Source organism: Phytohabitans kaempferiae, from assembly GCF_042433955.1.
GTDB lineage: Bacteria > Actinomycetota > Actinomycetes > Mycobacteriales > Micromonosporaceae > Phytohabitans > Phytohabitans kaempferiae.
On record NZ_JBHLUH010000068.1, the window covers coordinates 66,143 to 79,466 of the forward strand.

Here is a 13,324-nt window from a genome sequence, read left to right on the forward strand (position 1 = left end):
CGGGGCAGCATGGAGTCATGGTCCTCGACCTTGACCAGCGCACCGTCGGCGAGATCGACCCCGACCTGCGGGCCGCGGTCGGCCGGATCGCACGCGTGCCCAACCTCCTGGTCGCCTGCGACTACGACGGCACACTGGCGCCGATCGTGCTCGATCCGACCAAGGCGGCGCCGCTGCCCGAGTCGGTCGCGGCGATCCGCGCGTTGGCCGCGCTGCCGCAGACCACCGTCGCGGTGATCTCCAGCCGCGCCCTGCGCGACCTCGCCGCGCTCTCCCGGCTCCCCTCCGAGGTACACCTGGTCGGCAGCCACGGCTCGGAGTTCGACATCGGGTTCGTCGAGCGCCTGGCGCCCGAGCTGGTCGAGGTCCGCACGCGGCTCCAGACCGCAGTCCGCAAAATCACCCAAAACCAACAAGGGGTACGACTCGAGGCGAAACCCGCGAGCGTCGCCGTGCACGTCCGAGCGGCCGAGCCCGAGGTCGCCGCCGGGGTCATCGACGCGCTCCGCGCGGGTCCCGCCACCTGGCCGGAGGTGACGGTCACCGACGGCAAGCAGGTGATGGAACTCTCCGTACTCCCCACCAACAAGGGCGCCGCGGTCGACCAGTTGCGTACCCAGATGTCGGCGAGCGCGGCGCTGGTCATCGGCGACAGCGTGACCGACGAGGCAGCGTTCGAGCGGCTGCACGGCCCCGACGTGGGCATCAAGATCGGGCCGGGCGAGACCAGGGCGACGTACCGGGTCGGCGAGCCGATCGAGGCGGCCCGCGTACTCGGTCTGCTGCTCCAGATCCGCCGCACCTGGCTCTTCGGCGAGCGGGCCGTACCGATCGAACGCCACTCGATGCTCGCCAACGGCCGTACCGTCGCGCTGCTCACGCCCGAGGCGAGGCTCACCTGGCTCTGCCATCCCCGGGCCGACTCCGCCGCGCTCTTCGCCGACCTGCTCGGTGGACCGCCGGCCGGCCACTTCTCGATCGCGCCAGACCGGGGCGGCATGCCGCTGGGGCAGCGCTACCGCTCCGGCACGATGACCGTGGAAACCCGCTGGTCCGGGCTCACCGTCACGGACTGGCTCGCCTGGCCCTCGGACGGCGGCGACTCCTCGCTCGTACGCCTCTTGGAGGGGCGGGGGCAGGCCCGGCTGGAGTTCGCCCCGCGGCCGGAGTTCGGGCAGGTGGGCATGCGGCTCCAGCACCTCGGCGACGGGCTGCTGGTGCTCGGGTCGAGCGAGCCGGTCGCGCTCTACTCCCCCGGTGTCGAGTGGGACGTGACCACCGACGGCGGCTTCGACACCGCGCGGGCGGTGGTCGACCTCGCCGCGGCCGGCGGGCAGACGGCGCTGGAGCTGCGGTTCGGGTCGCACGGCCTGGACCACAGCGGCGTACCCCTCTCCGACCGCCAGGCGGCGGCCGAGCTGCCGTGGCGGGAGTGGGCGGCCACGCTGCGGCTGCCCGGCGTCGCCCGCGACCTGGTACTCCGCTCGGCGCTGACGCTGCGCGGCATGTGCAACGACGTGAGCGGCGGCATCCTCGCGGCGGCGACCACCTCGCTGCCGGAGGAGATCGGCGGCGTGCGCAACTGGGACTACCGCTACTGCTGGATCCGGGACGCCGCGATGACCGCCCGCGCGCTGGTCGACCTCGGTTCGCTGCCGGAGGCCGAGCGCTTCCTGCGCTGGGTCGACGGATGCGTCGAGCGCACCGGCGGCCATCCTGAGCGGCTGCACCCCCTCTACACCATCGAGGGCTTCGAGCTGGGCGCCGAGGCGGTCATCGACACGCTCCCCGGCTGGGCCGGCTCCCGCCCGGTACGCGTCGGCAACCTCGCCAACCACCAGCTCCAGCTCGACGTCTTCGGGCCGGTGGTGGACCTGATCGCGGCGGTGGCGGACAGCCGCGGCGGCGTACGCGAGGAGGAGTGGCGGGTCATCGAGGCGATGGTGCAGGGGGTCGAGCGGCGCTGGCACGAGCCGGACCACGGGCTGTGGGAGGCGCGGCTGCCGCCCCGGCACCACGTGTACTCGAAGGTCATGTGCTGGCTGACGGTGGACCGCGCGCTGCATGTGCTGCGCCAGCACGGCGGCGGCCGCGCGGAGCCGGCGGAGTGGCTCGACCTGCGCGAGCGGATCGGCCACAACGTGCTGGAGTACGGCTGGCACGAGGGCGCCGGCGCCTACACGGTGGCGTACGGCTACGAGGAGATGGACGCCTCCAGCCTCTGGATCGGCCTCTCCGGGCTGCTGCCCGACGACGACCCGCGCTTCCTGGCCACCGTGCTCAAGGTCGAGGCCGACCTGCGCAGCGGCCCGGTCGTCTACCGCTACCGGTGGGACGACGGCCTGCCCGGGCGGGAGGGCGGCTTCCACGTGTGCACCGCGTGGCTGATCGAGGCGTACCTGCGCACCGGCCGCCGCGGCGACGCCGAGGAGCTGTTCGCGCAGATGCTGGACACGGCCGGCCCGACCGGGCTGATGCCGGAGCAGTACGACCCGATCGCCGAGCGCGGGCTGGGCAACCATCCGCAGGCGTACAGCCACCTCGGCCTCATCCGCTGCGCGCTGCTCCTCGACGGCTGAGGCCCCGGCTCAGGAAACCGGCCCCAGCACGCCGACGACCTCGCCGACCACCACGATGGCCGGCGGGCGGAAGCCGGCTTCGGCCGTGTCCGCGGCGACCTCGGCGAGCGTGCTGCGCAGCGAGCGCTGGGAGCCGGTCGTCCCCTCCTGGACCACGGCCGCCGGCGTCTCGGCGGCGCGGCCGTGCGCGAGCAGCGTGGCGGCGATCTTCGGCAGGTTCTTCAGCCCCATCAGCACCACCAGCGTGCCCCGCATCCTGGCCAGCGCTGGCCAGTCCACGAGCGACGAGGGGTGATCTGGCGCGACGTGCCCGCTCACCACCGTGAACTCGTGCGCCACTCCGCGGTGCGTCACCGGGATCCCGGCCACCGCGGGCGCGGCCACCGAGCTGGTCACGCCCGGCACCACCGTCACCGGTACGCCCGCCTCGGCGCAGGCGATGGCCTCCTCGCCGCCGCGGCCGAAGACGTACGGGTCGCCGCCCTTGAGCCGCACCACCATCAGCCCGGCAACGGCCCGCTCGACGAGGATGCGGTTGATCTCCTCCTGCGCCTTCGCCGGCCCGTACGGGATCTTCGAGGCGTCGACCAGCTCGACCTCGGGGCGCAGCTCGTCGAGGAGCAGCCCGGGCACCAGCCGGTCGGCGACCACCACGTCGGCCTCGGCGAGCAGCCGCCGCCCCTTGACCGTGATCAGCTCGGGGTCGCCCGGCCCGGCGCCGACGAGCACGACCCGCCCGCCGCCGAGCACCTCCCGGGCCGGCGCCTCCAGCGAGGCCGCCGGCGCCGCGCAGCCGGGCAGCGTGCCGTCCAGCAGCCCTTCGCGGATCGCGTCCCGGATCACCACCGCGCGGGGCGGGTCGCCGCCGGCGGTCACCGCGACCGTGACCGGGCCGTGGCGAGTGGTCGCGGGGGTCCAGGCGGTGGCCGCGTGCCGGTCGTCGGCGCGTACGCAGAAGACCCGCCGCTCCAGCGCCGCCGCGCTCACCGCCGCCGCCGCGGCCGGGTCGTCCACCGCCACCTGCACCAGCCAGGCGCCGTCCACATCGGAGGCTTGGAAGCGCCGCTCGCTCCAGCGCACCTTGCCGGCGTCGACCAGCGCGCGCAGGGCCGGGGTCAGGTGCGGGCTGACCACCTCGACCAGGGCGCCCGCGTCGAGCAGCGCGGGCACGCGGCGGGTCGCCACCGCGCCGCCGCCCACGACGAGCACGCGGCGGCCGCGCAGCAGCAGGGCCAGGGGGTACGGGCTCGTCACTTCTCCGACACTCCCGCGGAGTCGAACGTCGCCACCTCGTGCAGGACCCGCACCGCGCTCGCCACGATCGGCACCGCGAGCACCGCGCCGGTGCCCTCGCCGAGCCGCAGCCCGAGGTCGATCAGCGGGGTCAGCCCGAGGTGGGCGAGGGCCAGCGTGGCGCCCGGCTCGGCCGAGCGGTGCCCAGCCACCATCGCGCCGACCGCGTCGGGGGCGAGCGCCGCCGCGGCGAGCGCGGCCGACACGGCGATCACGCCGTCCAGGATCACGGGTACGCGCCGGGAGGCACCGCCGAGGATGAAGCCGGCGAGCGCCGCGTGCTCCAGCCCGCCGACCGCCGCCAGCACGCCGACCGGGTCGGCCGGGTCGGGGGCGTGCGCCTCCAGTGCGGCGCGCACCACGGCGACCTTGCGCGCGTACCGGTCGTCGTCGATGCCCGTGCCGCGCCCGGTGGCCGCCTCCGCGCCCCCGCCGGTGAAGGCCGCGATCAGCGCCGCCGCTGGGGTCGTGTTGGCGATGCCCATGTCACCGGTGACCAGCGCCCGCGCGCCCTCGTCCACCAGCCGGAACGCCACTCGCGCACCCGCCTCCAGCGCCGCGGACACCTCGTCGCGGGTCAGCGCCGGCTCGACGGTCAGGTCTCGCGTGCCGGCGCGCACCTTGGCCGCCACCAGCCCGGGGCCCTCGCCCAGGTCGTCCAGCACGCCGACGTCGACCACGGTGACCGAGGCGCCGATCTGCCGGGCGAACGCGTTGACCACCGCGCCGCCGGCCAGGAAGTTGGCCACCATCTGCCCGGTGACCTCCTGCGGCCAGGGCGTGACCCCCTGGGCGTGTACGCCGTGGTCGCCCGCGAAGACGGCCACCGCGGCCGGCTCGGGCAGCGGGGGCGGGCACTGGCCGGCGAGCCCCGCGAGGCGTACGGACAGCTCTTCGAGCGCCCCGAGCGAGCCGGCCGGCTTGGTCAGCCGCGCGTGCAGGGCGCGAGCCGCCGCCATCGCCTCCTCGTCGAGCGGGGAGATGCCCTCGATCATCACGCCTCCAGTACTTTGCGCAGGGCCGAGACGAACCCATCCGTGGTCGCAGTGTCCCGTACCGCGATCCGCAGCCAGTCTCCGCCCAGTCCGGGGAAGGTGTCACCGCGGCGCACGGCGTACCCCAGGTCGCGCAACGCCAGCCGGACGCGGCCGCCGTCAGGCACAGTGCCCCACTCGCCGGAGATTCTGACGAGGACGAACGACGACGCCGGCCGCCCCTCGACCGTGACGCCGGGCAGCCCGCGGAGGGATGCCACCAGGTGGTCGCGGTCGGCGGCGAGCGCGGCGGCGATCTCCCGCTCCGCCGCGACGGCGGCCGGGCTCGCGCAGGCGGCCGCGGCGGCCAGCGCGGGCGTCGAGACGGCCCACAGCGGCTGGGCGGCGGCGAGGCGGGCGAGCAGGTCCGCCGCGCCGAGCAGGTAGCCGATCCGCAGCCCGGCCAGCCCCCAGGTCTTGGTGAGGCTGCGGACGACGACGAGCCCGGGCAGGTCTCGCCGGCTCGCCAGCGAGGCCGCCTCCCCGGTCGTGTCGGCGAACGCCTCGTCCACCACCAGTACGCGTCCCGGACGGGCGAGCGCGGCCACCGCCTCGGCGGGGTGGAGCGTCGAGGTGGGATTGGTGGGGTTGCCGACGAACACGAGGTCGGCGTCATCGGGTACGAGCGCCGGGTCGAGCGCGAAGCCGGACGCCGCGGGCAGGATCACGCGGGTCACCTCGTGGCCGGCGTTGCGCAGCGCCGCCTCCGGCTCGGTGAACTGTGGATGCACCACCACCGGCCGGCGCGCCCCACGCAGCGCCTGTGCCAGCAGGACGAAGCCCTGTGCGGCGCCGGCTGTGAGCAGCACCTCCTCCGCGGGGCGCGAGTGGCGGGCAGCCACGGCGGCGCGGGCCGGCTCCGGATCGGGGTACGCGGCGAGGTCGGCGAGCGTGGCGGCGATCGGCTCGGCCAGCCACGGCGGCATCGGCGCGCGGCGCACGTTGACCGCGAGGTCGACCAGGCCGGAGCCGACCTCCGCATCGCCGTGAAACGCGAGATCCATACCGTCCAGCATGAACGAATAACACGCCGTCCCAACGCTCGGCATGTTTTGCCTCTTTAGAGCATGTCTTAAGATGCTTTGTCCTACCTTTGAGTAGTGATGAAGCGCGTACTCTCCGCAACCAACCGGATGGCACCCCTCGTCCGCGCCGGACTGATCACAGGGGTGCTCGTTGCCGCCGTCGTCTACCCCGTCGCCGCGGTCGGGGGCATAGGCGCCAAGGCTGCCGCCGACTTCGTCGACAACATGCCCTCCGTGCTGGAAGCGACCCCGCCGGCGCAGACCACCTACGTGTACGCGGCCGACGGCAAGACGCTCATCACGATGTTCTACGAGGAGCATCGCAAGTACACGCCGATCAGTGAGATGTCGGTGAACATCCAGCGGGCGATCGTGGCCTCCGAGGACTCCCGCTTCTACCAGCACAACGGCGTGGACGCGAAGGGCATCGCGCGCGCCTTCGTCGCCAACCACCAGGGCGGCGAGGTGCAGCAGGGCGCGTCGACGCTCACGATGCAGTACGTGCGCATGGCCCTGCGGGACAGCGCGAAGACGCCGATGGAGGTGCGGCTGGCCACCGAGCAGACCAGCGCCCGCAAAATCCGGGAGATGAAGCTGGCGATCGAGCTGGAGAAGCAGATCACCAAGGAGCAGATCCTGGAGCGCTACCTCAACTCCGCCTACTTCGGGCACCGGGCGTACGGCATCTACGCCGCGTCCGAGGTCTTCTTCTCCAAACGCCCCAAGGACCTCACGCTGGTCGAGGCGGCCACGCTCGCCGGCCTGGTCAAGGCGCCCAGCGCGTACGACCCGGCCAGCAAGGACAAGCGGGCGGCCACCGAGCGGCGCAACTACGTCATCGACCGCATGCTCGCGCTTGGCTACGCGACCCCCGAGGATGGCGAGAAGGCCAAGGCGACCCCGATCAAGCTGCGCCTCACCACACCGGCCAACGACTGCATCTCGGTCGCCAGCAAGCACAACGACTGGGGCTTCTTCTGCGACTACCTGAAGGCGTGGTGGATCGGGCAGAAGGCGTTCGGCGACAGCCCGCAGGAGCGGGAGGACCGGCTGCGCCGCGGCGGGTACAAGATCGTCACCACGCTCGACCCGAAGATCCAGCGCGCCGCCCAGGCGAACGTGCTGGAGAAGGAGAGCAAGAACAGCCGCTTCGCGCTCGGGGTCGTCGCCGTCGAGCCCGGCAGCGGCGAGGTCAAGGCGATGGCGGTCAACCGCCAGTACTCGCTGGACCAGAAGAAGAACGGTGTGCACTCCGATCCGGCCAAGCGCGGCAAGATCGCGAGCAACTACCCCAACACCGTCAACCCGCTGCTCGGCGGCGGTGACATGCCCGGCTACCAGGCGGGGTCGACGTTCAAGATGTTCGTCATGCTGGCCGCGCTCGACGCCGGCATGCCACTGTCCACGTCGTTCTACGCGCCCCACCGGTACCGCTCGCAGTACCTGGCCGGCGACGGCGAGCCGAGCAGCTGTGGCGGCCGGTGGTGCCCGTCCAACGCCTCCGGCTCGATGACCGGCCGGCACGCCATGTGGTCCGGCTTCGGCAAGTCGGTGAACACGTACTTCGTCCAGCTCGAACAGAAGGTGGGCGCGGACAAGGCGGTGCGGATGGCCGAGCGGCTGGGGCTGCGGTGGCGTACCGACATCGACCGGCTCCAGGCCTCGCCGCAGAAGGCGCGCGGCTGGGGCGCATTCACGCTCGGCGTCTCCGACGCGACGCCGCTGGAGATGGCGAACGCGTACGCGACCGTGGCGGCGGACGGCAAGTACTGCGAGACGCTGCCGGTCAAGGCGATCACACTGCCGGACGGCTCGCCGGCGATGCACGACGGCGTCGAGGTGGCCAAGCCGCGCTGCATGCAGGCGGTCAGCCCGGCGGCCGCACGGGCGGCGGCGGACGCGGCCCGCTGCGTGACCGGCTACGGCGCGGCCCGCGGCTCGTGCGGCGGCTGGTCCACCGCCCCCGGCGTGTACGGCACCGTGGGCCGCCCGGTCGCCGGCAAGACCGGTACGACCGACAGCACGCGAGCCGCGTGGTTCGTCGGCATGACGCCGGACCTGGCGGCGGCCTCGTTCATCGCCGACCCGGACTACCCGTTCAACGCGGTGGGCGACGGCCAGTCGATGAAGCCGATCGACGCGGTGGCCGAGACGCTGCGCGACGGCCTACAGGGCAAGCCGAAGCGCAGCTTCGCCCCGCCGCCAGCGTCCATCCTGCGCTAGGGCGTGTTTCATAAGGGTCGGTCGAGCCGAGGCGGAGTCCAGGCGGCGTCCGGTGCCGCCGGTCGTCGTCTGGGCCCGCCGCAGGCCGGGCATGCTCTTATGAAACACGCCCTAGCTCAGATCGGCCTTGACCAGCGACCAGACCTCGAGATCGACCCGGCCGCTGTGTACGTGACCGGCGTTGCGGAGCAGGCCCTCGTACGTGAAACCGGCCTTCTCCGCGACCCGGCGCGAGGCGGTGTTGCCCGGCGCGACCCGCAGCTCGACCCGCTGGAACCCGTGCTCCAGCAGCAGGGCGATGGCGAGCGCGTCGACCGCCTCGGCGGCCACGCCGAAGCCACGCGCGTCCGCCGCGATCGCGTACGACACCTCGGTGACCCTGGCGACCCAGTCGGTGCGCTTGGTCCACAGGCAGCCGACCAGCCGGTCGTCCTCGCGGCGGACCACCGCGTAGTGGTCGCCGCTGCCGCTGTCCCGCCGCTCCTGGGCGCTCTCGGTGCACCAGGCACCGCCCTCGATCTGCCCGAACTCGCGCGGGAACGGCAGCCACCGCTGGGTCTGCTTGTCCATGAACACCTCGGCGACCGCCTTGGCGTCGGCGGGCTCGACCGGGCGTACGTGGACGCGCGGCGTCGACACGGTCAACGACGGAAACCGGCGGACCGCGACGTGACCACTCACGTTTGCACCTCACCAGTAGGGCTGACCGGCGGCTGAGCGTCGGGCACCAGCGGCGGGCCGGGTTGGGCGGGAACGGAGGCGGTCGTGGCGTCGCCGGCGAGGACCGGGACCGGTGTTACCGGGGTCGCCGCGTCGGCGGGAGCGGCCGAGGCCACGAGGCGGTGGGCGATCTCCGGGGAGCCGGCCCAGTGGACCATGAGCTGGGAGGCGTGGACCCGCCGCCACACGAAGCCCTCCGGCGTGCTGCCGCCCCAGGTCCACGCCGGTGTCTGGCCGGCGCGCGGGTTGAGCACACCGCGGTGCTGCTTGTAGCCCACCATCCGGGCGCCGAGCTGGGCCACGGGCGTGGAGGCACGCGCGGTGGCCTCGCGGTAGCCGACCACGATCTGGTCGGTGGTCATGCCGGTGGCCTCGACGACCCCGCACATCTGGCGGCCGTCGAACTCCCGGGCCAGCCACAGCACGCCCGCGCCCTCGGCGATCACCGGGCGGCCGGCCTGGGCGAGCGCGGCCACCTCGGTGCACAGCCTGCGGTTGGCGGACAGCTCCTCCGCGTACGACTCGGGCAGCCCGCCCCCGACCACCAGCGCGTCGGTCCCCTCCGGCAGGCGCTCGTCGCGCAGCGGGTCGACCGGTACGACGTGGGCGCGGGCGGCGGTGAGCAGCTCGGCCGTCTCCGCGTACGAGTAGGACATCGTCGGACCGCCGGCGAGCGCGACGACCGGGCGGCGGCCGACCGCGACGGCGGGGCTCTCCCCGCGCGCGGTCCACGGCTCGACGGCGAGCTGGGGCGCGGAGCGGGCGAGCCCGACCAGCCGTTCGAGGTCGACGGCGCCGGCGATGCCCTCGCCGAGCCGCCGCACGCCCCGCGCCGCCTCGACGCTGCGGTGCACCACCGGCACCACACCGTCGTGCCGCGAGGGCAGGGCGGCGGGCAGGTCGCGGCGGCGCAGCGCGCCGAAGACGGGCACGCCGATGTCGTCGAGCGCCTCGCGCAGCAACTGCTCGTGCCGGTCGGAGGCGACCCGGTTGAGGATCACGCCACCGAGCCACAGCACCTCGTCGTACGCCCGGAAGCCGTGCACCAGCGCCGCGACCGACTGGCCCATCGCGCCGACGTCGACGACCAGGATCACCGGGGCGCGGAGCGTGGCCGCCACACCGGCGGTGGAGTGCGAGTCGGCGCGGCCGGTGAGGCTGTCGAAGAGCCCCATCGTGCCCTCGACGACGGCGATCTCGGCACCGGCCGCCCCGTGGGCGAAGAGTGGCGCGACCCGCGCCGGGCCGACCAGCCGGGGGTCGAGGTTGCGTCCGGGCCGACCGGCGGCGAGGCCCAGGTAGGCGGCGTCGGTGTGGTCCGGCCCGATCTTGAATCCGGCGGCGCGCAGCCCCCGGGCGGAGAGCGCGGCGAGAAGGCCCACCGCCACGGCGGTCTTGCCATGGCCGGACGACGGCGCGCTCACCACGACGCGCGGTACGGCGGTCATCGACGGCTCCTCCCCACACTTGGCCGGCACCAGCGTAGTGCCTGAGATCACACGGGTAGCCTCGTGCTGTGTACCGGTTCCTGTTGACCCCCCGCTGGCTGGGCTTTGCCGCCCTCGTCGGCGTGGCGGCGATCGTCATGGTGCTGCTCGGCAACTGGCAGATGCACCGGTACCAGGAGCGTAGTTCGACCAACGAACGCATCGACGAGTCGTCGCGGATCGCGCCCGTCCCACTCCCGGAGCGCGTGCCCGAGCCGTGGACCCGGGTGACCGTCACCGGCCGCTTCGACCCGGCGAACGAGATCCTGGTCCGTGGCCGCACGGTCGAGGGCGCGGTCGGGTTCGAGGTGGTCACGCCCCTGGTCCGGCCGGACGGCTCGGCGGTGCTGGTCGACCGGGGCTGGATCCCGCCCGCGCCGGGCGGTGCCATCGCCGTACCGACCGTGCCGCCCGCGCCCACCGGCGAGGTGACCGTGGTCGGCCGGGTACACCTGAGCGAGAGCCGCCCCGACTCGGTGAGCCGGCGCGAGGGGCGGATCGAGGTGCGCCGCATCGGCATCCCGCGGCTCGCCGAGGAGCTTCCCTATCCGGTGTACGGCGCGTACGTGCTCGCCGAGGAGCCGGCCGACGGGTTCACCGAGGTCTCGGTCCAGCACGAAAACTCGTGGCAGAACGCCGGGTACGTGATCCAGTGGTGGCTCTTCGCCGGGCTGGCGGTGGTCGGCTTCGGCTGGATCGCGTACCGCGAGGCGAATCCGAAGGAGGCACCGGTCGACCGCGCGGAACTGGCCGACACACTACGGTGAGCGCATGACGGATCCGGCGCCGGTGGTAGCGGTCATCGGCGAGATCGCGGTGACGCCCACGACCGTGCGCACGCCCGCCGGCGAGATCCCGCTGGCGCAGTCCTCCTGGCAGGTCTCCGACTACTGGCAGACCGAGCAGAAGACGCCGAAGTGGGCCATCGTGACGGCGGTGCTGGGCTTCTGCGTGCTGACCGTGTTCAGCCTGCTCTTCCTGCTGGTCAAGCAGACCGTCTACCGGGGCACGGTGCAGGTGACGGTGACCAACGGCCCCCGGCAGTACGTGGCCCGCATCCCCGTGGCCACGCAGGAGCAGGTGCAGCAGATCCACAACCAGGTCAACTACGTGCGCTCACTGGCCGCCCTGTAGCGGCATCAGCTCGGGGCGGCACCGCGTGGCCGAAGTGCCAGCCCTGCGCGGTGTCGCAGCAGGACCGGCCGTCCGCACGCCCAGCTCCGGATGGCGCCACCGCACCAGGGCCTCGGTGCCGATCACCGCAGCGTCGTCGAGGCGCACCAACGGTTGGTACTCCACAAAACTCGCGCCGGGCCAGCGCCTCGGGCAGTTGGCCGGAGAGCCGGTAGCGGCTGACGTCGGAGGCGTGCCGGTCGGACACCCACCTTATGGACAGGCCGGCACATTAGGCATCAGCATAGGCGGGAACGGGACTCGCGTGGAACTTTCACGTTCCGTTATGGATAGCGCGCACCGTGTCGATGGTGTCGGCCTCCGCCGCTGTCTTGTCGTCGCGGTAGCGCAGCACCCTGGCGAAGCGGAGCGCCACGCCGCCGGGGTAGCGCGGGCTCGCCTGCACCCCGTCGAACGCGACCTCGACCACCTGCTCCGGCCGCACGGTCACCACCCAGTCGCCCTTTTCGACCGCCAGCTCCAGAAAGCGCTGTGTCTGCCACCGGAGCAGCTCGTCGGTGAGGCCCTTGAACGTCTTGCCCAGCATGACGAAGCCGCCGGTCTCCGAGTCGCGGGCGCCGAGGTGCAGGTTGGAGAGCCAGCCCCTGCGCCGCCCGTGTCCCCACTCGACGGCGAGCACCACCAGGTCGAGCGTGTACCGCGGCTTGACCTTGACCCACGCCGCACCCCGCCGCCCCACGTCGTACGCGGCATCCGGCGACTTCACGACCACGCCCTCCTGGCCGGCGGCGAGCGCGGTGGCGAAGGCGTCGGCCGCCTCCGCGGGCGTGGTGACCGCGGTGCGGCCGACCAGGAGCGGCGCCGGCACCGCCTCGGCGAGCGCGGCCCATCGCTCCCGCCCGGGCGCGTCGAGCAGGTCGGTGCCGTCGAGGTGGAGCAGATCGAAGAAGTACGGCGTGAGCGCGGTGACCGGCACGCCCCGGGTGGCCGCCCGGCTCGCCGTCTCCTGAAACGGGCGAGGCCGTCCCGTCGCGTCCAGCGCCATCGCCTCGCCGTCGAGCACGATCTCGCGGGCCGGCAGCGCGCGCACGGCCGCCACCACCTCGGGCAGCCGGGCGGTGATGTCGTCGAGGCTGCGCGTGAAGACCCCGACCTCGTCGCCCGAGCGGTGCACCTGGATGCGGATCCCGTCGAGCTTGACGTCGACCACGGCCGGTACGCCAGTGGCGGCGAGCGCTTCGTCGACCGACGGCGCGCTCTGCGCCAGCATCGGGGCGAGCGGCCGCCCGACCCGCAGCGCGAACTCGCCGAGCGCCGCCGCTCCCCCGCTCAGCGCCGCGGCGGCCACCTCCTTGAGGTCACCGGCGAGCAGCAGCGCCCGCCGCACCGCCGTCACCGGCACCTCGCCGGCTCGGGCGATCGCGTCGACCAGCAGCCCGGCCTGGGCGCCCTGGCGCAGCTCGCCGCTGAAGAGCCCGACCAGGTGGCGCTGCTCGTCGGCGGTGGCCGCACCGAAGAGCGCGCCGACAAGCTCCCGCCGGCGCGCCTGCGACCCCGCCCCTCCGACGCGGGAGATCTCCTCGATCGCCCGGTCGACGGCCGCCACGGTCAGGGTGGGCTCGACGGCCGGTGGTGCCGCGTCCCGCAGCGTCGCCCAGCCGACGCCGGTCTGCCGCTGGCGCAGCTCACCCGCGAGGTAGGCCGAGCCGGCGGCGATCTCCTCCGGCTCCAGCCGCCGCAGCGCGCCGGCGAGCAGCTCGACCTTCGCCTTCCGGCTGGATGTCGCCGAGACCCCCGCCGACGTCGCCACGAGATCCACGAACCGCACG

Annotated in this window: 11 protein-coding genes; 4 read left to right on the forward strand and 7 right to left on the reverse strand. The window is 73.7% G+C overall.

From position 1 onward, the window contains the following. The first annotated feature begins 17 nt into the window (after positions 1-17). On the forward strand, positions 18-2,579 hold the full coding sequence (gene otsB / locus ACFFIA_RS31650; protein WP_377257858.1) for a trehalose-phosphatase: 2,562 nt from the start codon (positions 18-20) through the stop codon (positions 2,577-2,579). A gap of 9 nt (positions 2,580-2,588) precedes the next feature. Here the strand turns inward: otsB and cobA are convergent, their stop codons facing one another. Genes cobA through cobC form a run of 3 tightly spaced genes read right to left on the reverse strand, consistent with a single transcriptional unit; the run spans position 2,589 to position 5,955 of the window. Further along, positions 2,589-3,833, reverse strand: a complete 1,245-nt coding sequence (cobA, locus tag ACFFIA_RS31655) for a uroporphyrinogen-III C-methyltransferase (protein WP_377257861.1) — start codon at positions 3,831-3,833, stop codon at positions 2,589-2,591. Continuing rightward, a complete protein-coding gene (cobT, locus tag ACFFIA_RS31660) occupies positions 3,830-4,867 on the reverse strand; it encodes a nicotinate-nucleotide--dimethylbenzimidazole phosphoribosyltransferase (protein WP_377257864.1) in 1,038 nt (345 codons plus the stop codon). The genes cobA and cobT overlap by 4 nt, the downstream gene beginning before the upstream one ends. After that, on the reverse strand, positions 4,867-5,955 hold the full coding sequence (gene cobC, locus ACFFIA_RS31665) for an Rv2231c family histidinol phosphate aminotransferase CobC (RefSeq protein WP_377257867.1): 1,089 nt from the start codon (positions 5,953-5,955) through the stop codon (positions 4,867-4,869). Before cobC ends, cobT begins: the two co-directional genes overlap by 1 nt. A gap of 51 nt (positions 5,956-6,006) precedes the next feature. Between cobC and ACFFIA_RS31670 the strand changes: the two genes are divergently transcribed. Continuing rightward, positions 6,007-8,154, forward strand: coding sequence for a transglycosylase domain-containing protein (locus ACFFIA_RS31670; RefSeq protein ID WP_377257870.1), 2,148 nt, complete (start codon positions 6,007-6,009; stop codon positions 8,152-8,154). Between the two features lie 111 nt (positions 8,155-8,265). On the opposite strand, the gene ACFFIA_RS31675 is transcribed toward ACFFIA_RS31670, so the two are convergent. Both ACFFIA_RS31675 and ACFFIA_RS31680 read right to left on the reverse strand, forming a co-directional pair. After that, positions 8,266-8,835, reverse strand: coding sequence for a GNAT family N-acetyltransferase (locus ACFFIA_RS31675; protein ID WP_377257873.1), 570 nt, complete (start codon positions 8,833-8,835; stop codon positions 8,266-8,268). Continuing rightward, positions 8,832-10,322, reverse strand: a complete 1,491-nt coding sequence (locus ACFFIA_RS31680; protein ID WP_377257876.1) for a cobyrinic acid a,c-diamide synthase CobB — start codon at positions 10,320-10,322, stop codon at positions 8,832-8,834. The genes ACFFIA_RS31675 and ACFFIA_RS31680 overlap by 4 nt, the downstream gene beginning before the upstream one ends. Before the next feature lie 68 nt (positions 10,323-10,390). Between ACFFIA_RS31680 and ACFFIA_RS31685 the strand changes: the two genes are divergently transcribed. Together ACFFIA_RS31685 and ACFFIA_RS31690 are read left to right on the forward strand one after the other, a co-directional pair. Further along, positions 10,391-11,128: an SURF1 family cytochrome oxidase biogenesis protein gene (locus tag ACFFIA_RS31685; RefSeq protein WP_377257879.1), complete on the forward strand. Its 738-nt coding sequence runs from the start codon at positions 10,391-10,393 to the stop codon at positions 11,126-11,128. A 4-nt stretch (positions 11,129-11,132) separates the two neighbouring features. Next, positions 11,133-11,495, forward strand: coding sequence for a hypothetical protein (locus ACFFIA_RS31690; RefSeq protein WP_377257882.1), 363 nt, complete (start codon positions 11,133-11,135; stop codon positions 11,493-11,495). On the opposite strand, the gene ACFFIA_RS31695 is transcribed toward ACFFIA_RS31690, so the two are convergent. Beyond that, the gene (locus ACFFIA_RS31695; RefSeq protein WP_377257885.1) at positions 11,478-11,642 is read right to left on the reverse strand and encodes a hypothetical protein; all 165 of its coding nucleotides are present in this window, start codon (positions 11,640-11,642) and stop codon (positions 11,478-11,480) included. The two genes, ACFFIA_RS31690 and ACFFIA_RS31695, sit on opposite strands and share 18 nt — an antisense overlap. Positions 11,643-11,808: 166 nt before the next feature. Next, positions 11,809-13,323, reverse strand: coding sequence for an ATP-dependent DNA ligase (locus ACFFIA_RS31700; RefSeq protein WP_377257888.1), 1,515 nt, complete (start codon positions 13,321-13,323; stop codon positions 11,809-11,811). Between the last annotated feature and the right edge of the window lies 1 nt (position 13,324).